Annotated in this window: 20 protein-coding genes and 1 tRNA gene; 11 read left to right on the top strand and 10 right to left on the bottom strand. The window is 71.8% G+C overall.

The genetic code is table 11. From position 1 onward, the window contains the following. The first annotated feature begins 78 nt into the window (after window positions 1-78). A tRNA-Met gene (locus tag ACPT94_RS05225) sits at window positions 79-152 on the top strand. A 61-nt stretch (window positions 153-213) separates the two neighbouring features. Here ACPT94_RS05225 and ACPT94_RS05220 read toward each other — a convergent pair. From ACPT94_RS05220 to ACPT94_RS05205, 4 genes are all read right to left on the bottom strand, one after another. Next, entirely contained in the window at window positions 214-1,353 is a 1,140-nt protein-coding gene (locus tag ACPT94_RS05220) for an ABC transporter substrate-binding protein (RefSeq protein WP_425245226.1), read from the bottom strand. After that, entirely contained in the window at window positions 1,350-2,213 is an 864-nt protein-coding gene (locus tag ACPT94_RS05215) for an ABC transporter permease (protein ID WP_425245225.1), read from the bottom strand. The genes ACPT94_RS05220 and ACPT94_RS05215 overlap by 4 nt, the downstream gene beginning before the upstream one ends. Further along, window positions 2,210-2,977: an ABC transporter ATP-binding protein gene (locus ACPT94_RS05210; protein WP_425245224.1), complete on the bottom strand. Its 768-nt coding sequence runs from the start codon at window positions 2,975-2,977 to the stop codon at window positions 2,210-2,212. The genes ACPT94_RS05215 and ACPT94_RS05210 overlap by 4 nt, the downstream gene beginning before the upstream one ends. Window positions 2,978-3,279: 302 nt before the next feature. Further along, window positions 3,280-3,696 (bottom strand): Fur family transcriptional regulator, encoded by a 417-nt coding sequence (locus tag ACPT94_RS05205; protein ID WP_360336047.1) that lies wholly within the window; start codon window positions 3,694-3,696, stop codon window positions 3,280-3,282. Between the two features lie 348 nt (window positions 3,697-4,044). Here ACPT94_RS05205 and katG point away from each other — a divergent pair, with 348 nt between their 5' ends. Beyond that, window positions 4,045-6,270 (top strand): catalase/peroxidase HPI, encoded by a 2,226-nt coding sequence (gene katG, locus ACPT94_RS05200; protein WP_360336045.1) that lies wholly within the window; start codon window positions 4,045-4,047, stop codon window positions 6,268-6,270. A gap of 81 nt (window positions 6,271-6,351) precedes the next feature. On the opposite strand, the gene ACPT94_RS05195 is transcribed toward katG, so the two are convergent. Together ACPT94_RS05195 and hisN are read right to left on the bottom strand one after the other, a co-directional pair. Beyond that, on the bottom strand, window positions 6,352-6,744 hold the full coding sequence (locus tag ACPT94_RS05195) for a CBS domain-containing protein (RefSeq protein WP_360336043.1): 393 nt from the start codon (window positions 6,742-6,744) through the stop codon (window positions 6,352-6,354). Window positions 6,745-6,903: 159 nt separating this feature from the next. Further along, a complete protein-coding gene (hisN, locus tag ACPT94_RS05190) occupies window positions 6,904-7,704 on the bottom strand; it encodes a histidinol-phosphatase (protein WP_425245223.1) in 801 nt (266 codons plus the stop codon). Between the two features lie 450 nt (window positions 7,705-8,154). Here hisN and ACPT94_RS05185 point away from each other — a divergent pair, with 450 nt between their 5' ends. Then, window positions 8,155-8,763, top strand: a complete 609-nt coding sequence (locus ACPT94_RS05185) for a TetR/AcrR family transcriptional regulator (RefSeq protein ID WP_425245222.1) — start codon at window positions 8,155-8,157, stop codon at window positions 8,761-8,763. Between the two features lie 314 nt (window positions 8,764-9,077). Here ACPT94_RS05185 and ACPT94_RS05180 read toward each other — a convergent pair whose 3' ends face one another. From ACPT94_RS05180 to ACPT94_RS05165, 4 genes are all read right to left on the bottom strand, one after another. Next, window positions 9,078-9,401: a DMT family transporter gene (locus ACPT94_RS05180; protein WP_360336037.1), complete on the bottom strand. Its 324-nt coding sequence runs from the start codon at window positions 9,399-9,401 to the stop codon at window positions 9,078-9,080. Between the two features lie 76 nt (window positions 9,402-9,477). After that, window positions 9,478-10,488 (bottom strand): ribosome small subunit-dependent GTPase A, encoded by a 1,011-nt coding sequence (rsgA, locus tag ACPT94_RS05175; RefSeq protein ID WP_360336035.1) that lies wholly within the window; start codon window positions 10,486-10,488, stop codon window positions 9,478-9,480. A gap of 18 nt (window positions 10,489-10,506) precedes the next feature. Further along, window positions 10,507-11,847, bottom strand: coding sequence for a 3-phosphoshikimate 1-carboxyvinyltransferase (gene aroA, locus ACPT94_RS05170; RefSeq protein ID WP_360336033.1), 1,341 nt, complete (start codon window positions 11,845-11,847; stop codon window positions 10,507-10,509). Between the two features lie 154 nt (window positions 11,848-12,001). Next, on the bottom strand, window positions 12,002-12,724 hold the full coding sequence (locus ACPT94_RS05165) for a M50 family metallopeptidase (RefSeq protein ID WP_360336031.1): 723 nt from the start codon (window positions 12,722-12,724) through the stop codon (window positions 12,002-12,004). A 105-nt stretch (window positions 12,725-12,829) separates the two neighbouring features. Here ACPT94_RS05165 and ACPT94_RS05160 point away from each other — a divergent pair, with 105 nt between their 5' ends. The 8 genes from ACPT94_RS05160 (at window position 12,830) to def (ending at window position 20,307) form a co-directional block, all read left to right on the top strand. Next, window positions 12,830-13,669 carry an SOS response-associated peptidase gene (locus ACPT94_RS05160; RefSeq protein ID WP_360336029.1) on the top strand — a complete coding sequence of 280 codons (840 nt, stop codon included), beginning with the start codon at window positions 12,830-12,832 and terminating at the stop codon, window positions 13,667-13,669. Window position 13,670: 1 nt separating this feature from the next. Continuing rightward, window positions 13,671-14,354 carry an alpha/beta hydrolase family protein gene (locus ACPT94_RS05155; RefSeq protein WP_360336027.1) on the top strand — a complete coding sequence of 228 codons (684 nt, stop codon included), beginning with the start codon at window positions 13,671-13,673 and terminating at the stop codon, window positions 14,352-14,354. A gap of 257 nt (window positions 14,355-14,611) precedes the next feature. After that, complete coding sequence (locus tag ACPT94_RS05150) at window positions 14,612-15,304, top strand: sigma-70 family RNA polymerase sigma factor (RefSeq protein WP_360336025.1); 693 nt, start codon at window positions 14,612-14,614, stop codon at window positions 15,302-15,304. Further along, window positions 15,301-15,603 carry a mycothiol system anti-sigma-R factor gene (gene rsrA, locus ACPT94_RS05145; RefSeq protein WP_360336023.1) on the top strand — a complete coding sequence of 101 codons (303 nt, stop codon included), beginning with the start codon at window positions 15,301-15,303 and terminating at the stop codon, window positions 15,601-15,603. Before ACPT94_RS05150 ends, rsrA begins: the two co-directional genes overlap by 4 nt. A 120-nt stretch (window positions 15,604-15,723) precedes the next feature. Then, complete coding sequence (locus tag ACPT94_RS05140; protein ID WP_425245221.1) at window positions 15,724-17,031, top strand: HD-GYP domain-containing protein; 1,308 nt, start codon at window positions 15,724-15,726, stop codon at window positions 17,029-17,031. Next, on the top strand, window positions 17,028-18,371 hold the full coding sequence (locus ACPT94_RS05135) for an HD-GYP domain-containing protein (protein ID WP_425245220.1): 1,344 nt from the start codon (window positions 17,028-17,030) through the stop codon (window positions 18,369-18,371). Before ACPT94_RS05140 ends, ACPT94_RS05135 begins: the two co-directional genes overlap by 4 nt. A gap of 152 nt (window positions 18,372-18,523) precedes the next feature. Further along, on the top strand, window positions 18,524-19,504 hold the full coding sequence (locus ACPT94_RS05130; protein ID WP_360336017.1) for a tetratricopeptide repeat protein: 981 nt from the start codon (window positions 18,524-18,526) through the stop codon (window positions 19,502-19,504). Between the two features lie 152 nt (window positions 19,505-19,656). Beyond that, window positions 19,657-20,307, top strand: coding sequence for a peptide deformylase (gene def / locus ACPT94_RS05125; protein WP_425245219.1), 651 nt, complete (start codon window positions 19,657-19,659; stop codon window positions 20,305-20,307). The last annotated feature ends 224 nt before the right edge of the window (window positions 20,308-20,531 follow it).

Here is a 20,531-nt window from a genome sequence, read left to right as displayed (position 1 = left end):
TCCTGGCCTGGGCTGATCAGGTGCTGGTTAATCGATTTGCCTCCGTGTGCGTCCTTCACGTAACGTTGCATTCATCGACGCGGGGTGGAGCAGCTCGGTAGCTCGCTGGGCTCATAACCCAGAGGTCGCAGGTTCAAATCCTGTCCCCGCTACTGAAGGCCGAGGGCCGGAATCCGGAAGGGTTCCGGCCCTCGGTGTTTGTGGGGGCGGTGGTCAGTGGCGGTGGCCCACTGCTTCCTCGTAGAGGAGGCGGTTCACCGTGCGTGACTCCGGGAGGGGTGAGCCGGTGGTGACGCCCTGGGCGCGATAGGCCGCCTGGAGGCGGTCCGTGGTGCCTGCGCGGATCTCCCAGTCCATGCGGAGGGCGGGCGTGGACCTCAGGACGGCTTCGTCGATCTTCAGGAGTTTCGCCAGGTAGGTGACGAAGCCCCGGTCCGTCTTGTAGGCGGAGGCGAAGTACGTGTTCACCGTGCGCAGATAGGCCCGCAGCAGGGCCACGCCCGCGTCCACGTCGGCGTCCAGGAGCGAGGGGCCGTAGAGGAAGCCGCCCAGGGGTTCGCCCAGGGGCTGGCCGCCGAGGAAGGCGTAGCCGGGCTTGCCGTCGACCCTGCGCCAGACCGGGTCGAGCAGCCAGGCCGAGTCGACGCCGCCGTTCTGGAGGGCGGTGAGGACGTCGGCGGAGCCGAGCTGCTGGTAGCGGATGCGGTCGAGGCCGCCGCCGCGGGGCTCCAGGGCCTTCTCCATGGGGTACGCGATCACCGAACCCTTGCCGATCATCGTGCCCAGGCTCCGGTCGGCCATCCGCACGTCGGCCGCCGTCTCGCCGTCCTTCAGCCGTACCCACAGGCCGCTGCGGGAGGCCGGGTCGGGCGAGAAGTTCCCCGCGACCCAGCGGATGTCGAAGCCGCCCCGGATGCCGTTCATCACCGCCGCCTCCGGAGCCGCCCACAGGGCGTCCACGTCCCCCTTGGCCAGGAGGGGCAGGGCGTCGGGTGTGGGCAGCACCTTGAGCGTGACGTCCAGGCCCTCCCGCTCGAACTCGCCCTTGTCGAGGGCGACCTGGAGCGGGGCGACGTACTCCGCGCTCAGGGTGCCCGTGGCGATGGTGAGTTTGCGGGTCTTCGGCAGGGGGACAGGGGACGGGGCGCCGGGTCGGCAGCGGGCCGGGGAGCGGGTGGGGGAGAGGTTCGCCGGGTCCGTCCAGGAAGCCGCGCCGCAGCCTTCCACCGGTCTGACGGTGCGTGCCTCTGCCGAAACCCGCGCGTCCGCGTCGTCGGCGTACGGGGAGGAGCAGGCGGCCGACGTGAGCAGTGCGCCGAGGAGCAGGACGATGCCGTACGCGCGTCGGGTCATGACTGGCCCCGTCCCCGGTCTCTCGGCGCCCATGGGGTGAGCAGACGGCCGGCCAGGCGGACCAGTTCGGAGAAGAGCACGCCCAGGGCGGCCACGCAGACGATGCCGACGAACATCACGTCGTTCTGGAACAGGGCGCGCGAGTCGAAGATCAGATGCCCCAGACCGTTCGTCGCGGCGATCTGTTCCGAGGCGACGATCACCAGCACCGCCACGCCCGCCGCGATCCGCGCGCCCACCAGGACCGACGGCAACGACGCCGGCAGCAGCACATGGCGGAACATCTGCCACGGGGAGGCGCCGAAGACGCGGCCCGCGTCGCGGTGGCCGGAGGGGATGGCGATCACCGCCGACATCGTGGAGATCCACACGAAGAAGAAGACGGTCGCCGCCACCAGCGCCACCTGGGGGCCCTCCCCCAGACCGAACATGTTCAGGAAGATCGGCAGGAGGGCCAGTTTCGGTACGACGTACAGGGCGTCCAGCAGGGGTTCGAGGGCCGCCCTGATCAGGGACAAAGAGCCCATCAGCAGGCCCAGGGCGTAGCCGGCCGCCGTGCCGATCGCATAGCCGGCCAGGACGCGCCGGAGCGTCGCCCACACGTCCGGCCACAGGTCGCCGGCCGCGGCACGGTCCCAGCCGTCGGCCAGGATCGCCGACGGGGCCGGGTAGACGCGGTCGTCGATCCAGGCCTGGGTGGCGGCCAGCTGCCAGAGCAGGAGCAGGGCCAGCGGGACGGCCGCCGCCAGCGACAGCTCCAGGGCCCTGCGGCGGCGGTGGGCGCGTACGGGGTGCAGTTCCTCGGGACCGGGGCGGCGGACCAGGACCGACTCGCTCCGGTGCGGGGCGACCGTCGTCATGCCGGCACCGCCTCCTTGCGCAGCAGCTCCCACAGCTCGCCCTTGAGGGCGGTGAACTCGGGCGTGGAGCGGATGTCGCCGGTGCGCGGGCGCGGAAACGGCGGGCGGTGCTCGGCGATGATCCGGCCGGGACGGGCGGACATCACCAGGACGCGGTCGCCGAGAACGAGCGCCTCCTCCAGGCTGTGCGTGATGAAGAGGGTGGTCGTGCGGGTGGCCTGGGTGAGGTCGAGGAGCTCGTCCTGGAGGATCGTGCGCAACTGGGCGTCGAGGGCGGCGAAGGGCTCGTCCATCAGGAGGAGCTCGGGTTCGACGGCCAGGGCGCGGGCGATGGCGACCCGTTGGCGCATGCCGCCGGAGAGCGTCGCGGGATAGGCGTGCGTGAAGTCCGCGAGGCCCAGCCGGGCCAGCCAGTCGTCGGCGCGGGCGTTCGCCTCGCGGCGCGGGACGTGCTGGACGTCCAGGCCGAAGCGGACGTTCGCGCGGACCGTCTTCCAGTCGTAGATGCCGTAGTCCTGGAAGATCATGGCGGCCGGGCGGGGGGTCGTGGCGCGGATCAGCAGGGTGCCGGCGCTCGGCCGGAGCAGGCCCGCGGCGATCCGCAGCAGGGTGGACTTGCCGCAGCCCGAGGGGCCGACGACACAGACGAACTCGCCGGGGGCGACGGTGAGATCGAGCGGCCCGAGGGCCTCGACCGTGTGCGGGGCGCGGCCGAACACGCGCGTGAGGCCGTCGGCCTCGAGTTTCGGATACGGCTCTCCCACGGGGTCTCCTCGCGGAGTGCGGAACGGACTGGTGGGCGCCGTCGACGATATGACGGCCCGTCAGATTCGGGAACCCCGCGCGTCGGCGCCCCTGCGCGTCGGCGGCCCTGTGTGTGGGCGCCCCTGCGCGTTGGCGCCCCTGTGTGGGCGCTCACGTGTGCGGGCGCCCCTGTGTGGGCGCCCCTGTGCGTAGGCGGCCCCGCGCGTCGGCACCCCGCGTGCGCGGCACGAAGTCCGGGCCCCTGGGTGCAGCAAGAAGCCCCGGCTCCCTGGGGGATGCCGGGGCTTGCGGGGGGTGTGGCTTACGCCGCCGCGCAGCTCGGGCAGATGCCGCGGTAGGTCACCTCGACGTCCGAGACCGTGAAGCCGAAGCGCTCGGAGTCGGGGAGGTCGGCGAGCGGGTTGCCGCTCGGGTGCACGTCGCGGATGGCGCCGCACCGGGCGCAGACCAGGTGGTGGTGCGGGCGGTGGGCGTTGGGGTCGTACCGCTTGGCGCGCTTGTCGGTCGCGACCTCGAGCACCTCGCCGAGCGAGACCAGCTCGCCCAGCGTGTTGTAGACGGTCGCACGGGAGATCTCGGGCAGCTTGGCGACGGCGCGGGCATGCACCTCGTCGGCCGTCAGGTGGACGTGATCGCCGTCGAGGACCTCGGCCACGACACGCCGCTGCGCGGTCATCCGCCATCCGCGACCGCGCAGCCGTTCCAGAAGGTCACTCATACAGATCAGCCTAACAGCAGGGGGACCAGGTCCCGAACGGGTGTGACTTTGGAGTCTCACTTGACTTAGACATTGTCCATTGTAGGATCGATCTCGGCTTCGGCCAAGTGACAGGAACAGACAGAAGTGACCTTTGGTACGTGAGTGAGTCCCAGACTCCGGCCACCGCCGAGAAGCCGTGCGGTGCCGGTCTGCGGGTGGCGGCCGCCTCCGGGGTGCGCGACCGCGGGGCCGGGTTTCTCTCACGACGAGGCCGAGGGTCGTCCACCGGGACCCGAGACCCGGACGTACCACCGCTGGCAGTTCCTCGCACTGTGATCCGCCCCGTCCTCCCAAAAGGATTCCCCCATGACTGAGAACCACGACGCGATCGTCACCGACGAGAAGCCGGAGGAGGCAGGTCGCTGCCCGGTCGCGCACGGGCGCGCCCCGCATCCGACTCAGGGCGGCGGAAACCGCCAGTGGTGGCCGGATCGTCTCAATCTGAAGATCCTCGCGAAGAACCCCGCCGTGGCGAACCCGCTCGGTGAGGAGTTCGACTACGCCGAAGCCTTCAAGTCCCTGGACCTGCCCGCCGTGAAGCGGGACATCGCCGAGGTGCTGACCACCTCGCAGGACTGGTGGCCGGCCGACTTCGGTCACTACGGCCCGCTGATGGTCCGCATGGCCTGGCACAGCGCGGGCACCTACCGGATCAGCGACGGCCGCGGTGGCGGCGGCGCCGGCCAGCAGCGCTTCGCCCCCCTGAACAGCTGGCCGGACAACGCCAACCTCGACAAGGCCCGCCGTCTGCTGTGGCCGGTCAAGAAGAAGTACGGCCAGAGCCTGTCCTGGGCCGACCTGATGATCCTCGCGGGCAACGTCGCGCTGGAGTCGATGGGCTTCGAGACCTTCGGCTTCGGCGGCGGCCGCGCGGACGTCTGGGAGCCCGACGAGGACGTCTACTGGGGTCCCGAGACCACCTGGCTCGACGACCAGCGCTACACGGGCGACCGTGAGCTGGAGGAGCCCCTCGGCGCGGTCCAGATGGGCCTCATCTACGTCAACCCCGAGGGCCCGAACGGCAACCCGGACCCGATCGCCGCGGCCCGCGACATCCGCGAGACGTTCCGCCGCATGGCGATGAACGACGAGGAGACGGTCGCCCTGATCGCGGGCGGTCACACCTTCGGCAAGACCCACGGCGCGGGCCCGGCCGACCACGTCGGCAACGACCCCGAGGCCGCCTCGCTCGAGGAGCAGGGCCTGGGCTGGAAGAGCACCTACGGCACCGGCAAGGGCGGCGACACCATCACCAGTGGCCTCGAGGTCACCTGGACCGCCACGCCGACCCAGTGGAGCAACGGCTTCTTCAAGAACCTCTTCGAGTTCGAGTACGAGCTGTCCGAGTCCCCGGCCGGCGCCAAGCAGTGGGTGGCCAAGGACGCCGAGGCCATCATCCCCGACGCGCACGACTCGTCGAAGAAGCACCTCCCGACGATGCTCACCACGGACCTGGCGCTGCGCTTCGACCCGGTCTACGAGCAGATCTCGCGTCGCTTCTACGAGAACCCCGACCAGTTCGCGGACGCCTTCGCCCGTGCCTGGTACAAGCTGACCCACCGTGACATGGGCCCGAAGTCGCTGTACCTCGGCCCGGAGGTCCCGGAGGAGACGCTGGTGTGGCAGGACCCGCTGCCGGAGCGCACCCACGAGCTGATCGACGCCGCGGACGTCGCCTCCCTCAAGGCGAAGCTCCTCGAGTCGGGCCTGTCGGTGTCCGAGCTGGTGTCCACCGCGTGGGCGGCGGCCGCCTCCTTCCGCGGCAGCGACAAGCGCGGCGGCGCCAACGGCGCCCGCATCCGCCTCCAGCCGCAGCTCGACTGGGAGGTCAACGAGCCCGACCGTCTGCGCTCGGTGCTGCGCACCCTGGAGGGCGTCCAGGAGTCCTTCAACGCCGCCCAGGCCGGTGGCAAGCAGGTCTCGCTGGCCGACCTGATCGTGCTCGCCGGTGCGGCGGGCGTCGAGAAGGCCGCCAAGGACGCCGGCTTCGACGTCGAGGTGCCGTTCACGCCGGGCCGGGTGGACGCCTCGCAGGAGCAGACGGACGTGGAGTCCTTCGCCGCGCTCGAGCCGAAGGCCGACGGGTTCCGCAACTACGTCGGCAAGGGCCAGCGCCTGCCCGCCGAGTACCTGCTGATCGACAAGGCGAACCTGCTGAACCTCAGCGCGCCCGAGCTGACGGTCCTCGTCGGCGGCCTGCGCGTCCTGGGCGCCAACTACCAGCAGTCGAAGCACGGCGTCCTCACCGAGACGCCGGGCGTCCTGACGAACGACTTCTTCGTCAACCTGCTCGACCTGGGCACGACGTGGAAGTCGACGTCCGAGGACCAGACCACGTTCGAGGGCCGCGACGCGGCCACGGGCGAGGTCAAGTGGACCGGCACCCGTGCCGACCTGGTCTTCGGCTCGAACTCCGAGCTGCGCGCGCTCGCGGAGGTCTACGCGAGCGACGACGCCAAGGAGAAGTTCGTGAAGGACTTCGTCGCGGCGTGGGTCAAGGTGTCGAACCTGGACCGGTTCGACCTGGTCTGAGACTGATCCGAGCGGCGGGCCGGATTTCCCCTCGGGGAAGTCCGGCCCGTCCGTTCGTGCGTGCGGAGGGCCCCGGACCGGTCAGGCCGGGATCTGCTGCCGTGCCGGTACCCAGCAGCGGATGATGTCGCGGACCGAGACGATGCCGGCCGGCTCGCCCCGGTCGAGGACGACGAGGTGCCGGAAGCCGCCGTGGGTCATCGCGTGGGCCGCCTCCTCCAGGGTCCAGGTCGGGGCGGCGAAGACGACGTCGGTGGTGGTGTGGGCGTGGGTGTGTTCCGTGTCCGGGTCCTGCCCCAGGCCGACGGAGTTGAGGATGTCCCGTTCGGTGAGGATGCCGAGGCCGCCGGCGTCCGGGTCGAGGACCACGGCCGCGCCGACGCGGCGTGCGGACATCAGGGCGGCGGCCTGGCGGAGGGTGTGGGCGGGGCCGATGGTGAGGACCAGCGTGCTCATGGCGTCGCGGACGAGCATGGGTTCCGAGTCACCTCCTGGGAATCACCGGGACCACCGGGGTGGTTCGGTGATTCACAAGTTCACAAATTGAGGGTGCTCTCAGCGTCCCAGGTAAAGCGAGGGTCAACAAGAGGGCGCGCGCGGCCAATTGAGGGCGTGCGCGCTCATCTGTGTCGATCAGTCGCGCTGGTTGAGATACCCCAGCAGCTCGTCGTGGAGCAGACCGTTGGACGCGGCCGCGTTGCCGCTGTGCGGGCCCGGACGGCCGTCGAGACCGGTGAAGGTGCCGCCGGCCTCCGTCACGACGATGGCGTTGGCAGCCATGTCCCAGAGGGAGAGCTCCGGTTCGGCGCACAGGTCCACCGAACCCTCGGCGACCATCATGTACGGCCAGAAGTCGCCGTACGCGCGCGTGCGCCACACCTCGCGGGTGAGGTCGAGGAAGCCGTCGAGCCTGCCCTGCTCCTCCCAGCCGCTCAGCGAGGAGTACGCGAAGGAGGCGTCGGAGAGCCGGGAGACGCGGGAGACGTGCAGGCGGGTGGCCGAGGACAGGCTGCGGCCGGTGTAGGCGCCGTGGCCCTTCGCGGCCCACCAGCGTCGGCCCAGGGCGGGGGCGGAGACGACGCCGACGACGGGCTGGTAGCCGCCCTCCGCCGCTTCCATGAGCGAGATGAGGGTGGCCCAGACGGGGACGCCGCGTACGTAGTTCTTCGTGCCGTCGATCGGGTCGATCACCCAGCGGCGGGGGCCGGTGCCCTCGATGCCGTACTCCTCGCCGAGGATCGCGTCGCGGGGGCGGGCGCGCTGGAGCTGGCCGCGGATGAGTTCCTCGGCCGCCTTGTCGGCCTCGCTCACCGGGGTCATGTCCGGTTTGGTCTCGACCTTGAGGTCGAGGGCCTTGAAGCGGTCCATGGTCGCGGCGTCGGCGGCGTCCGCGAGGACGTGCGCGAGGCGGAGGTCGTCGAGGTAGTCCGGCATGGAAGGAACGGTATCCGCCGAGATGGGGGTGGGGCCACAGGGGATCGGGGAGTGGACGTGGGGGTGGTGGAGGCGGGTTGTGCGGGTGGGGTCGTGGGTCGGGGCCGGCCGGTGCGGGATGGGGACGACGTGCGGGTCGGTCGGTGCTGGGGGGTCCGGCGCTGCGGGGTGGGCGCTGCCCTGGGTGGTACGCGTGGGTGCCCGGAGCTCGGCGGTGTGCGTGTTCGCCGAGTCAAGGGAGGCGGGTCGGGGCTTGGGTCCGCTGTTGTCGGGCACCCTGTGTTTGTCGGGTGGGCCGGCTCGGTCGGATCTCGTCCCACCCGACGGCACCCCTGTCGTCGACCCTCACCGTTCCATGGCAAACAGCCGCCCCCACTCCTCCCGCGAACCCTTGACAGTGCATCCGGTCGCGTCAAATCTGGGCGCAGAGTCGGTCGCCCCAGGGAGGCGATGATGCCTGCTGCCCGGGAATCCCTACTGGACGCCGCCTTCACGGCGCTTGTGCGTCGGCCGTGGGCCGCGGTGCGCATGGTGGACGTCGCCGCGGCGGCCGGGGTGTCCCGGCAGACCCTGTACAACGAGTTCGGCAGCAAGGAAGGGCTGGCCCGGGCGCTCGTCAGGCGGGAGGCCGACGCGTATCTCGCCGGCGTCGAGCGGGCGCTGGCGGTGCACGGGGACGCCCGGGAGAGGCTCACCGCGGCCGCCGAGTGGACGACGTCGGCCGCCCGGGGCAACGTGCTCGTACGCGCCATACTCACCGGCTTCTGGAGCGAGCGCCTGCCGTCGCCGACGCTCTCGGCGGTGCCGTCCTCCTCGTCCGTGCCGGCGCAGCGGCGGGCCGACGGGCCGCTGCCCTCACCCGGCGATCTCGTGGCGACCGTCCGCGACCGGGCCGTGGCCGCGCTCACCGGTCCCGGCGCGACGCCCGACACCACCGAACTGGCCCGGTCCTGCGAACTGGCCGTCCGGCTCGCCCTGTCCTGCGTGGCCGCGCCGCCCGAGGAGGGCGGCGTCGCGGAACTGGTGCGCGGCGCCCTGCACCGGCAAGTCGCCGGTTAGCTGTATCAATCACGAGCGTTGTTGACACTGGTGGGTCTTGAACATGGCGACGTTCGAACAACCCCGCCCGGGGCACCCCCGTCGCCCCCGCTCACCCGCGCTGACGAGACGAGCCGCCGTCACTTCCTGCGGCCTGATCCGCCGGGCAGGCCCAGTAGGGCGTGTTTCTAAAGTCCCGTCTGCCCGGCGACGCCTGGCACGCACGCTCGCCCCGATACAACCAGTATCGGGGCGACCCTCCGCCTTGCGATCGCACGCACCAGACGCCGCCGGGCCTGCCCTTCGGGCAGACGACGCTACTTTCGAAACACGCCCTAATGCGCCGACCCCGACAGCTGCAAGCCGATCACCCCGATGATCACCAGGCTGATCGAGACGATCTTCAGGGTCGACACCAGGTCGCCGAGGAAGATCATTCCGTAGATCGCGGTGCCCGCCGCGCCGATGCCGGTCCACACGGCGTACGCCGGGCCGACGTCGAGCTTTCTCAGCGCCAGGGTCAGCAGGCCGAAGCTGCCGAGGGCGAACACACAGAAGGCGATCGTCGGCCACAACCGGGTGAAACCGTGCGACAGCTTCAGGCAGACGGCGAAGCCGGTCTCGAGCAGTCCCGCGACGATGACCAGCAGCCACGCCATGTGCTGTCCTCCCGTGTGTGCGGCTCGGTGCGATTATGCACTTACCGGGCTCACGCACCGACAAACAACGCGGAGGTCAGTCGCCCTCCGTGCGCTCCCGCGTGGACAGCAGCCGCCGCAGCGAGTACAGCCGCGCCGGGTCCGCGTGGCCCTCCGCCACCCAGGCGTCCAGCGCGCAGTCCGGCTCGTCGTGACTGCAGGCGCGCGGGCAGCCGACCGTGCCCGGCTCGAGGTCGGGGAAGGCGTGGATCACCCGGGACGGGTCGATGTGGGCGAGGCCGAAGGACCGTACGCCCGGGGTGTCGATGACCCAGTCGTCCGTGCCCTCCAGGGGGAGGGCGAGGGCCGACGTGGTCGTGTGGCGGCCGCGGCCCGTCACCGCGTTGACGTGGCCGGTCAGCCGCCGCCGTTCCTCCGGGACCAGCGCGTTGACGAGGGTCGTCTTGCCGACGCCGGAGTGGCCGACGAACGCCGTGATCCGCCCGGTCAGATGCTCGCGCACCCGGTCCGCCGCGCCGCCGTTCTCCAACTCCTCGCGGCTGGTGACGACGTACGGGATGTCAAGGTTGCCGTACAGCTCCAGCAGCTTGTCCGGCGACGCCAGGTCCGACTTCGTCATGACCAGCAGGGGAGTGAGGCCGCCGTCGAAGGCGGCCACCAGGCAGCGGTCGATCAGGCGGGGGCGGGGCTCGGGGTCGGCGAGCGCCGTGACGATCGCCAGCTGGTCGGCGTTGGCGACCACCACCCGCTCGTACGGGTCGTCGTCGTCCGCCGTGCGCCGCAGCACCGACGTGCGTTCCTCGATGCGGACGATGCGCGCGAGGGTGTCCTTCTGCCCGGACAGATCGCCGACCAGGGCGACCCGGTCGCCCACGATCGCCGCCTTGCGGCCGAGTTCGCGGGCCTTCATCGCCAGCACGATCCGGTTGTCGACCAGGCACGTCAGACGGCCGCGGTCGACGGTGAGGACCATGCCCTCGGCGGCGTCCTCGTGCTTGGGCCGGATGTTCGTACGCGGTCGGTTGCCCCTGCGGTTCGGGCGGGAGCGGATGTCGTCCTCGTCGGTGTGCTTGCCGTAGCGGCGCATGGCTGTTTCCTGCCGTCCCTATCCCGCGAGCATCCCGGCCCACAGCTCCGGGAAGTCCGGCAGGGTCTTCGCCGTCGTCGCCACGTTCTCGATCCGCACGCCGTCCACCGCCAGGCCGATGACCGCGCCGGCCGTGGCCATGCGGTGGTCGTCGTAGGTGTGGAAGGTCCCGCCGTGCAGGGGGCGCGGGCGGATGTGCAGGCCGTCGGCGGTCTCCGTCACGTCCCCGCCGAGCTCGTTGATCTCCTTCGTGAGCGCGGCCAGCCGGTCCGTCTCGTGCAGGCGCAGATGGGCCACGCCCCGCAGGGTGGAGGGGGAGTCCGCGAGGGCGGCGACCGCGGCGACGCCCGGGGTCAGCTCGCCGACGTCACCGAGGTCGACGTCGATGCCGTGGATCGAGCCCGAACCGGTGAAGACCAGGCCGTACTCGGTCAGCTCGCAGGATCCGCCCATCTCGGTGAAGATCTCGCGCAGCCGGTCGCCCGGTTGGGTGGTGCGGGCCGGCCAGTCCGGGATGACGACCCGGCCGCCGGTGACCAGCGCCGCCGCCAGGAACGGCTGGGCGTTGGACAGGTCCGGCTCGATCGTCAGGTCCCGGCCGAGCAGGGCGCCCGGCGTGACCCGCCAGACGTTGGGCTCGCCGCCCGACTCGGGGGTGTCCACCTGGGCGCCGACCGCGCGCAGCATGTCCACCGTCATACGGATGTGCGGCAGGGAGGGAAGCGTCGAGCCGATGTGGCGGACCTCGACGCCCTGGTTGAAGCGCGGGCCGGAGAGGAGGAGCGCCGAGACGAACTGGGACGAGGAGGACGCGTCGATCTCCACCGGGCCGCCCTCCAGAGCGCCCCCGCCGTGCACCGTCAGCGGCAGCGCGCCCCGGCCGTCGTCGTCGATCCGGGCGCCGAGAACCCGCAGCGCGTCGATGACGCCGTTCAGGGGACGCTCGTAGGACCGGGGGTCGCCGTCGAAGCGGACGGGGCCGTCGGCGAGCGCGGCCACCGGCGGCAGGAACCGCATCACCGTGCCGGCGTTGCCGACGTCGACCGTGGCCGGGCCGCGGAAGCCCGCCGGCAGCACGCGCCAGGCCTCGCCGGTGCCCTCGGGGCCGCCCGCGACGGAGGAACTGGACGACACCGTCTCCTCGATGCCGACGCCCATCGCGCGCAGCGCCTCGGCCATCAACAGGGTGTCGCGGGACCGGAGGGGGCGGCGCAGCCAGCCCGGTTCCGAGGCCAGGGCGGCCAGCACGAGGGCGCGGTTGGTGACCGACTTGGACCCCGGCACGTGGACCGTCGCGTCGACGGCTCCGCTCGCGTGGGGGGCGGGCCAGAGGGCGGTGTGGGCGGGGGTTTCGGGCATGCGCCCACTTTAGTCTCCGACGGGGTGGGCCGACGTTCGGGTGCGGCGCCGTCGGGGCTGGTCGCTCCCCCGCTCCCGGCGTTGTCCGAGCCGGGGGGACCTCAGCGCGGCGCAGCCGCACACCGACGCGCCGAGCGCCCCGGAGCAGGGCGTTTCACGTCTCCAGCAGCCAGCGGCCGCCACCCATCAGTGAGCACAGCGACACCGCGTGGAACAGGAACAGCCACAAGCCCGCCGGCACATGCGTCAGCCGCGACAACTGGTCCGCGTCCGAGTCCCCGGCGCCGCCGCGCGCCCTCTTCGCCTGGAGCTCGAACGCCGGCCGCACCCCGCCCAGCAGCAGGAACCACACCACCGCGTACGCGAACGCCGCCTGCACCTGGGGGCCCGCCAGCCAGGACACCAGCAGGAAGGTGCCGCCCGTGAGGACCACCGTCAGCGCCCCGTACGCGTTGCGGATCATCACCAGCATCGCCACCAGCAGGACCGTCGCCAGCCACAGCAGCAGCGTGATGCGGCCGGCGCCCAGCAACGCGGCGCCGCCCAGGCCCAGCAGCGGGGGAGCGGTGTAGCCGGCGGCCGCGGTGAGGATCATCCCGAGGCCGTGCGGCTTGCCGCGGCTCAGGGTCAGGCCGCTGGTGTCGGAGTGCAGGCGTATCCCGGTGAGCTGCCGGCCGGTCAACAGCGCGACCAGGCCGTGGCCGCCCTCATGGGCGATGGTGATCGCGTTGCGCGACACGCGCCACAGGTTGTGCGGCACGACGACGGCGAGGGCGGCGGCCGCGGTGGCGATCACCACCCACAGGTCGGGGTCGGGCTGGGTGCCGACGAGCCGGTCCCAGAGGTCGGGCAGCGCGGTGGATGCGGTGCTGTCCATGTTTCCTGGTGGCTCCCTCTGCTCTCGGTCAACAGGCGTCGGCGCGTAGCGCCGTCGTCGGGGGGTGGTGGTCGGGTGGCGGGTGGGCCTGGCAGTGTGGCACGTATGTGCGGACGGTATGCAGCGAGTCGCAGGCCCGAGGATCTCGCAGGAATCTTTGAAATCGAGAAGTGGGAGCCCGAGGAGACCCTCGCGCCCGACTACAACGTGGCCCCGACCAAGGAGGTCCACGTCGTACTGGACCGTCCCTTGAAGGACGCGGAGACCGCGTCCACCAGTTCCTCCGTCACGGGGCGCCCGGTTCGTCAGCTGCGCACGCTGAAGTGGGGACTGGTCCCGTCCTGGGCGAAGACCCCCGAGGGCGGCGCCCGGATGATCAACGCGCGCGCGGAGACCGTCCACGAGAAGCCGTCCTACCGCCGCGCCTTCGCCGCCCGGCGCTGCATCATCCCCGCCGACGGCTACTACGAGTGGGTCACCGGGCAGCAGGAGCGCGAGCTGGAGGTCGAGGGCAGGAAGAAGCGGCCCCGCAAGCAGCCCTACTTCGTCCTCCCGGCCGACGGCTCGGTCTTCGCGATGGCCGGGCTGTACGAGTTCTGGCGGGACCGGACACTGCCGGACGACCACCCGCGGTCGTGGTGGGTGACCTGCTCGGTCATCACGACGGAGGCCGAGAGCACCCCGCTGGCCGTGGCCCCCGCCGACGGCCCGCGCACCCTGGCCGACATCCACCCCCGGATGCCCCTGATGCTCACCCCCGACCGCTGGGACGCCTGGCTCGACCCCTCCCGCACCGACGTCGAGGACCTGCGCCCGCTTCTCGAACCGCCGCCCGCCGGCCTGATGCGCGCCTACCCGGTCTCCACGGCCGTCAGCAACGTCCGCAACAACGGCCCGGAGCTGCTGAAGGAGCTGGAGGGGCCCGAAGAGGGCACACTCTTCTGACGTGACCACCGAGATCATCGCCACGGAGGCGGGGGACGCCCGCATCACCTGGCACAGGGCGAAGAAGCCGGAACTGACCCTCGCCGTCAGCCACGGCGCCGGAGGCGGCGTCGAGGCGCGCGACCTCCAGGCGCTGGCGCGCGTCCTGCCGGAACACGGCGTGACCGTCGCCCTCGTCGAGCAGCCCTGGCGGGTGGCCGGGAAGAAGGTGGCGCCGGCGCCGAAGACGCTCGACGTCGGCTGGCGCGGGATCTGGCCGGCCCTGGCGAAGGCCGGGCCGCCGGTGATCTCCGGCGGGCGCAGCGCGGGTGCGCGCGTGGCCTGCCGTACGGCCACCGAGCTCGGCGCCCACGCCGTCCTCGCGCTCGCCTTCCCGCTCCACCCGCCGGGCAAGCCCGAGCGGTCCCGCGCCGACGAGCTGCTCGGCGCCGGGGTGCCCACGCTCGTCGTACAGGGCGGCAACGATCCCTGGGGGCGGCCGGAGGAGTTCCCCGATTTCAGGAGGGGCCGCGCGAAGCGCGTCGGTGCAAGGGCGGTGGTGGGAGACGGGTGGGCGTATGAACTCGTGGAGGTGCCGTACGGCGATCATGGCCTCGCCGTGCCCAAGCGGGCCACGATCAGCCAGGAGCAGGCCCTGGAGGTCGTGACCGCCGGTGTCGTGCGGTGGGTCGCGTCACTGAGGTAAAGGGCGGGGAATGTTGCGGGGCGGGTCGCTGTTGAGGCGGACAGAAGTGCTGAACCACCAGCACCGACGTCGTAGGAGAGGAAGTCCGCCGCATGGGTTCGACCATATGCCCGAGCCGCAGCAGCCGCACTGACCTGGACTGGACGGTGCTGCACGCGGCCAGGACCGCTTCTTTTGGAGCGGCGGGAGGCACCGGTCGTCGTCTATCCTCCGATGCGAGTGGGACCGGTTTCGGTCCTGCCCGCAATCTTGAGGAGGTGGGTCCGGTCACCGGTACCGACGCAGGGACCGACAACGGCCAGGCGGAGCTGCCCGAGGGCCAGGGCATGGGCGCGGAGACGGGCAACGAGTCCTCCGCCGAGCGCAGCGCGCGCTTCGAGCGGGACGCGCTCGAGTTCCTCGACCAGATGTACTCGGCGGCGCTGCGCATGACGCGCAACCCGGCCGACGCCGAGGACCTCGTGCAGGAGACGTACGCCAAGGCGTACGCGTCCTTCCACCAGTTCCGTGAGGGCACCAACCTCAAGGCCTGGCTGTACCGGATCCTCACCAACACCTTCATCAACTCGTACCGCAAGAAGCAGCGCGAACCCCAGCGCAGCGCGGCCGAGGAGATCGAGGACTGGCAGCTCGCGCGCGCCGAGTCGCACATGTCGACGGGGCTGCGCTCGGCCGAGTCCCAGGCGCTGGACCACCTGCCCGACTCGGACGTGAAGGAAGCGCTTCAGGCCATTCCCGAGGAGTTCCGCATCGCCGTGTACCTCGCGGACGTCGAGGGCTTTGCGTACAAGGAGATCGCGGACATCATGGGGACACCCATCGGTACGGTGATGTCCCGGCTGCACCGGGGCCGCCGTCAACTGCGCGGCATGCTCGAGGACTACGCCCGTGAGCGCGGGCTCGTCCCGGCCGGCGCCGGAGAGTCGGACGAGAAAGGCTCGGGCTCATGAGCTGCGGAGACCCGCACGAGACGGACTGCAGTGAGGTCCTCGATCATCTCTACGAGTTCCTCGACAGTGAGATGCCGGACGTCGATCGCGACAAGTTCAAGCAGCACTTCAGCGAGTGCTCGCCGTGCCTGGAGAAGTACGGACTCGAAGAGGCCGTGAAGAAGCTGGTCAAGCGGTGCTGCGGCCATGACGAGGTGCCGACCGACCTGCGGGCCAAGGTGCTGGGGCGGCTCGACCTGATCCGCTCCGGAGGAGCCGTGCCCGAGCACGACGTGACAGCCACCCCTCAGGAATCCTGACACCGCAGCTGTCACCCGAATGTGCTAATCCGCGGGTGATGCCCGCGCCGCCACCCCTCGCCACCCTAGGCTCCGGAGCCTGAACCGGAGCCTGGAGAAGGCGTGGTCGGGGGAGGCGACATGGAGGGGATCCCGACGCGGGCGCGCGCGTACCTCGTCTGTGTCGTCCTCGGCGCGCTGCTCTGTCTGTCCCCGCTGCCGTCCGTGCGCGCGCCCTGGTGGGCGGTCCTGCTGCTCGCCGCGCTGTACGCCGGCGGTGAGCGGATCGCCCGTCGCCGGTTCGCCGGCACCTGCTACCCCGTGCTGCTCGCCGGGGCCTTCCTGCTGCCGCCGTCCGCCGCCGCGCTCGTCCCGCTGCCCGGCGCGTTGTTCTCCCTGGTCGAGCAGCGGCCCTTCCTGCTGCGGCGCATCTGGCGCGCCGCCCATCTGGTGATCGGCGTCTGGGCCGCCTCCCGGGTGCACGAGGCGCTGGACGGGCAGGACGCCGTCGAGGCCTCGGACGTCCCCTACGCGCTGCTGCCCGCCGGGACCGCCGTGCTGGTGTTCTGCCTGGTCTTCGCCGCGCTGGACGGCGGGATCCTCGCGCTGGCCGAGGGGCTGCCGCCGCTGCGGTGCTGGCGCGGGCTCTTCCTGCGCTCGCTCGCACCCGTAGGGGTGCACGGGCTCGCCGGGCTGATGATGGCCGTCCTGTGGCGCAGCCCCTACGGGCCGGTCGCCGCGCTGCTGGTGCTGTTCCCGATGGGCGTCTCCTGGTGGGTGTTCGCGCAGTACCACCGGGAGCGGGCCGCCCACCAGGCCACCATCCGCGCGCTGGTGCAGGCCGTCGACATCAAGGACGGCTACACCCGCGGCCACAGCGAGCGCGTCGGACAGGCCTCGATGCTGATCGCTCGCGAGCTCGGGATGGACGAGGGGCGGATCGAGGTGCTCCGCTTCGCCGGGATCCTGCACGACGTCGGCAAGCTCGGCGTGCCCACCCGGCTGTTGCGCAAGGACGGGCCGCTGACCCCCGAGGAACGGCGCGTGATCGAACTGCACCCCGAGTACGGGCACGAGATCACCCGGGGCATCTCCTTCCTCGGCGAGGCCCGCTCGGCGATCCTCCACCACCACGAGCGGATCGACGGCAGCGGCTACCCCTACGGGCTGGCGGGGAGCCAGATCCCGGAGTGCGCACGGGTGGTGGCGGTCGCGGACGCCTTCGACGCGATGACCTCCACCCGGTCCTACAGCAGGGCCCGTCCGGTGGAGGTGGCCCTGGAGGAGCTCCAGCGGTGCGCAGGGGCCCAGTTCGACCCCCGGATGGTCACCGCGCTGGTCCGGGTCATCGCCCGGGACGGATGGCATCCCGTGGTGACCGCCGACGAGACACGGCCCACCGTGCCGCCCCCGGCCCACGTCCCCGACCGGCCCGGAGCACGCCGATGACCTCCCGCCGCCCCCTGCTCGCCCTCCTCCACACCGCCGCCGCCCTGCTCGTCGCCGTCTCCCTCCTCGTCACCCTCCGCACGGGCGTCGAGGAGCGGCCCCTCGCCCTCGCCTTCGGCGCACTGATCGCCGTCGGCGAGCTGACCCTTCCCCGCTGCCGGCTTCAGGAGCGCTCCCGACCACGCCCGAGCGGCGGGACCTCCCTGAGCGGGAGCACCCCCCTGAGCGGCCCGGGCCTGCGCGAGGCCGCGCCGCTCGGGACCGCCGGGTCGCTGTCGTACGCGCTGCTCGGGGAGCACGCCGGGCAGGCCACGCACCACGGGGTCACGCAGGTCGTGTCGGTCGTGGCCGCCGCCTCCCTGCTCGGCAGCGTGCCGCAGCTGGCGCGCGGGCAGGGGCCCGTCCTGGACCACCTGGTGAGGCGGGTGCTGGCCGTCGGCTTCACCGCCGTGTGCTTCCAGCCCCTCTACAACCACGGCGTGTTCGACCACTGGAGCGGCCTCGCGTACGCGCTGCTGCTGCTCGCGCTGCTCGTCCTGACCGTGCTGTGCGACGCCGTGGTCGCCGCCGCGCTCGCGCACTCCCGCACCTGCTGGCCGTTCACCCCGCTGCTCCGCGACGAGCTGCGGTGCGCGCCCGGGATCGGGTCGGCCGTGTGCGCGACGGGCGCGGTGATGGCGCTCGCGGTGGCCGTCGTCGGGCTGTGGGCGCTGCCCGTGTTCTCGGTGCCGCTGCTGCTGACCCAGCACTCCCTGCGCCGGTACGCCGCCGTCCGTGCCACCTACCGGCAGACCATCGCCTCCCTCGCCCGCGCCACCGAGATCGCCGGGTACACCCCCGCCGGGCACGCCCGCCGGGTCGCCGCCCTCAGCCAGGACGTGGGACGCGACCTGGGCCTCACGGAGCCCGAGCTGACCGTGCTGGAGTACGCGGCCCTGATGCACGACATCGGGCAGCTCAGTCTCGTCGACCCGGTCCCGGCCGGTGCCACGTCCGGGCTGCCGCTCGCGGAACAGCGGCGGATCGCGCTGCTCGGTGGGGCCGTCGTCCGCCAGACCGGGGCGAGCGCCCAGGTCGCCACCGTCGTGGAGCGCCAGGCCGACCCCTACCCCGAGCAGCCGGTGGCCGCCCGGATCGTGCGGGTGGTCAACGCCTACGAGGAGAAGGTGCGCGACGCCGGTCCCGGCGGGCCGCTCACCGCCCTGGAGGAGCTGCGGCTGGGGACGGGCGGGGAGTACGCGCCGGACGTGGTGGAAGCGCTGGCCAGAGTGCTGTCGAATCAAAGGTGCGGCGCGGTGGCGGCGCCCCCGGGCGTTCGGCTCCGGGGGAGGCTCGGATGAGGGTGGTGGCGGGCCGGCGGGACTGTCTGACCCTCCCTGCCGGTGGGTAACCCATGGGTAATGAGCGCTGTTCCAGCCACACGTGGTTGGATGCGAGGGAGAGAGTCCGGGGGCACGGCCAGCCCACGTCACGGAACTGGCAGGCGGGAATCGTGAGGATCTTCGGCAAGGGACGGCACCGGCCCTCCGCCTCCTGGCGGCAGGCCACCGACCGCGCGTTCACGTTGATCGGCGACGGCCGGTACGAGGACGCGGGCGCGCTGCTGACACGTGCCGCCGATCTGGAGCCCTGGCTGTCGGAGTCCTGGTTCAACCTCGCCCTGCTGCACAAGTTCCGGCACGACTGGGAGCAGGCCCGTGCCGCGGGTCTGCGCGCGGTCGCCCTGCTCGACCGGGAGACCGGCGCCCCCGACTGGTGGAACGTCGGCATCGCCGCCACCGCCCTGCAGGACTGGCCGCTGGCCCGGCGCGCCTGGCAGGCCTACGGGCTGTACGTGCCGGGCGGCGCGACCGCCTCCGGCGAGCCCCTCGGCATGGAGCTGGGCAGCGCGGCCGTACGGCTGTCGCCCGAGGGGGAGGCCGAGGTGGTGTGGGGGCGGCGGCTGGACCCCGCCCGGACAGAGGTGCTGTCGATTCCGCTGCCGTCCTCGGGGCGGCGCTGGGGCGAGGTCGTGCTGCACGACGGGGTGCCGCACGGCGAGCGGACCACGTCCGCCGGGCACGCCTACCCCGTCTTCGACGAGATCGAGCTGTGGGCGCCGTCGCCCGTGCCGACCTGGGTGGTCCTGCTGGAGGCCGCGACGGAGGCCGACCGGGACGCGCTGGAGCAGCTCGCCGCCGACGCGGGGTTCGCCGCCGAGGACTGGTCGTCCTCCGTGCGGCTGCTGTGCCGGATGTGCTCGGAGTCGCGGATGCCGGCCGACGAGGGCGACGGCGAGCATCTCGACCCGCACGACCACAGTGAGCCGGGGCATCCCGGGCCGCTCGGTCACCGGACGGACGGGCAGTTGTGGGTGCCGGAACGGGAGTGCGGGGTGGCCGCGCCCGCTTCGCTGGTGAGGGGGTTGCTGGACGGGTGGGTCGCCGACAGCCCCGACTCCAGGGACTGGCGGGATCTCGAGGAGGTCTGCTGACGTCCTCCGGCTGCGGGTTCGTCGCCGCTGGTGGCTCCCCCGTCGCGGCGGAGCCGCACATCGATGCAGCGCCGCGCGCTGAAGGGGCGCGTTCCCCGTACCCTGTATCGAGCATTCATCCCCTGTTTTTCTGAGGAAGGCATACGTCGGTCATGGCGCAGCAGGACACCGATCAGCAGCACGCGGGCGTGCTCCCCGTGGACGACGAGGGCTTCGTCATCGACACCGAGGAGACGGAGGAGCGGGAGCAGGCCTGGCGGGACGCCGGGACCTCGCGGCCGATCACCGTCGTCGGCAACCCGGTGCTGCACAAGGAGTGCAAGGACGTCACCGAGTTCGGCGAGGAGCTCCAGCAGCTGGTCGCGGACATGTTCGCCTCGCAGCGCACCGCCGAGGGCGTGGGCCTGGCCGCCAACCAGATCGGCGTCGACCTGAAGGTGTTCGTCTACGACTGCCCCGACGACGAGGGCGTGCGGCACGTCGGTGTGGTCTGCAACCCGAAGCTGGTGGAACTGCCCGCCGAGAAGCGCCGGCTGGACGACAGCAACGAGGGCTGCCTGTCGGTGCCGACCGCGTACGCGCCGCTCGCGCGGCCGGACTACGCCGAGGTGACCGGGCAGGACGAGAAGGGCAACCCGATCAAGGTGCGCGGCACCGGCTACTTCGCTCGGTGTTTGCAGCACGAGACCGACCACCTGTACGGGTACCTCTACATCGACCGCCTCTCCAAGCGCGAACGCAAGGAAGCCCTGCGGCAGATGGCCGAGAACGAACCGCGCTACCCCGTGGTCGCGAACGACTGAACCACCTCCCTTTCCCAAGAGGCCTGGCCGGGATCGCTCCCGGCCAGGCCTCGTTCGTGTGTCCGACGCACGTTCGATCGCTTATGTGCAGCCGCTGAGCCATAACCAGTCATCCCAGGGGTGGATTCTCGGCATCTCGGGATGACGAATACAGCAAATCCGTTCCCAGAGCGGTCAGTTGTAGTGCTGAATGGGAAGTGCGGGGATACGCGACGGCGCACGCC

This window comes from Streptomyces aurantiaciflavus (genome assembly GCF_049808595.1).
Taxonomy (GTDB): Bacteria; Actinomycetota; Actinomycetes; order Streptomycetales; family Streptomycetaceae; genus Streptomyces.
Note: the sequence above shows the minus strand (reverse complement) of the source record. Positions and strands in the feature narration are given on the sequence as shown.

Coding starts and splice junctions, on each gene's coding strand:
- rsrA (WP_360336023.1), top strand. CDS start 15,301: ATGAGCTGCGGAGACCCGCACGAGACGGACTGCAGTGAGGTCCTCGAT.
- ACPT94_RS05180 (WP_360336037.1), bottom strand. CDS start 9,401: ATGGCGTGGCTGCTGGTCATCGTCGCGGGACTGCTCGAGACCGGCTTC.
- ACPT94_RS05165 (WP_360336031.1), bottom strand. CDS start 12,724: ATGGACAGCACCGCATCCACCGCGCTGCCCGACCTCTGGGACCGGCTC.
- ACPT94_RS05140 (WP_425245221.1), top strand. CDS start 15,724: ATGGAGGGGATCCCGACGCGGGCGCGCGCGTACCTCGTCTGTGTCGTC.
- rsgA (WP_360336035.1), bottom strand. CDS start 10,488: ATGCGCCGCTACGGCAAGCACACCGACGAGGACGACATCCGCTCCCGC.
- ACPT94_RS05160 (WP_360336029.1), top strand. CDS start 12,830: ATGTGCGGACGGTATGCAGCGAGTCGCAGGCCCGAGGATCTCGCAGGA.
- ACPT94_RS05195 (WP_360336043.1), bottom strand. CDS start 6,744: ATGCTCGTCCGCGACGCCATGAGCACGCTGGTCCTCACCATCGGCCCC.
- ACPT94_RS05215 (WP_425245225.1), bottom strand. CDS start 2,213: ATGACGACGGTCGCCCCGCACCGGAGCGAGTCGGTCCTGGTCCGCCGC.
- katG (WP_360336045.1), top strand. CDS start 4,045: ATGACTGAGAACCACGACGCGATCGTCACCGACGAGAAGCCGGAGGAG.
- ACPT94_RS05185 (WP_425245222.1), top strand. CDS start 8,155: ATGATGCCTGCTGCCCGGGAATCCCTACTGGACGCCGCCTTCACGGCG.
- ACPT94_RS05205 (WP_360336047.1), bottom strand. CDS start 3,696: ATGAGTGACCTTCTGGAACGGCTGCGCGGTCGCGGATGGCGGATGACC.
- def (WP_425245219.1), top strand. CDS start 19,657: ATGGCGCAGCAGGACACCGATCAGCAGCACGCGGGCGTGCTCCCCGTG.
- ACPT94_RS05135 (WP_425245220.1), top strand. CDS start 17,028: ATGACCTCCCGCCGCCCCCTGCTCGCCCTCCTCCACACCGCCGCCGCC.
- aroA (WP_360336033.1), bottom strand. CDS start 11,847: ATGCCCGAAACCCCCGCCCACACCGCCCTCTGGCCCGCCCCCCACGCG.
- hisN (WP_425245223.1), bottom strand. CDS start 7,704: ATGCCGGACTACCTCGACGACCTCCGCCTCGCGCACGTCCTCGCGGAC.
- ACPT94_RS05220 (WP_425245226.1), bottom strand. CDS start 1,353: ATGACCCGACGCGCGTACGGCATCGTCCTGCTCCTCGGCGCACTGCTC.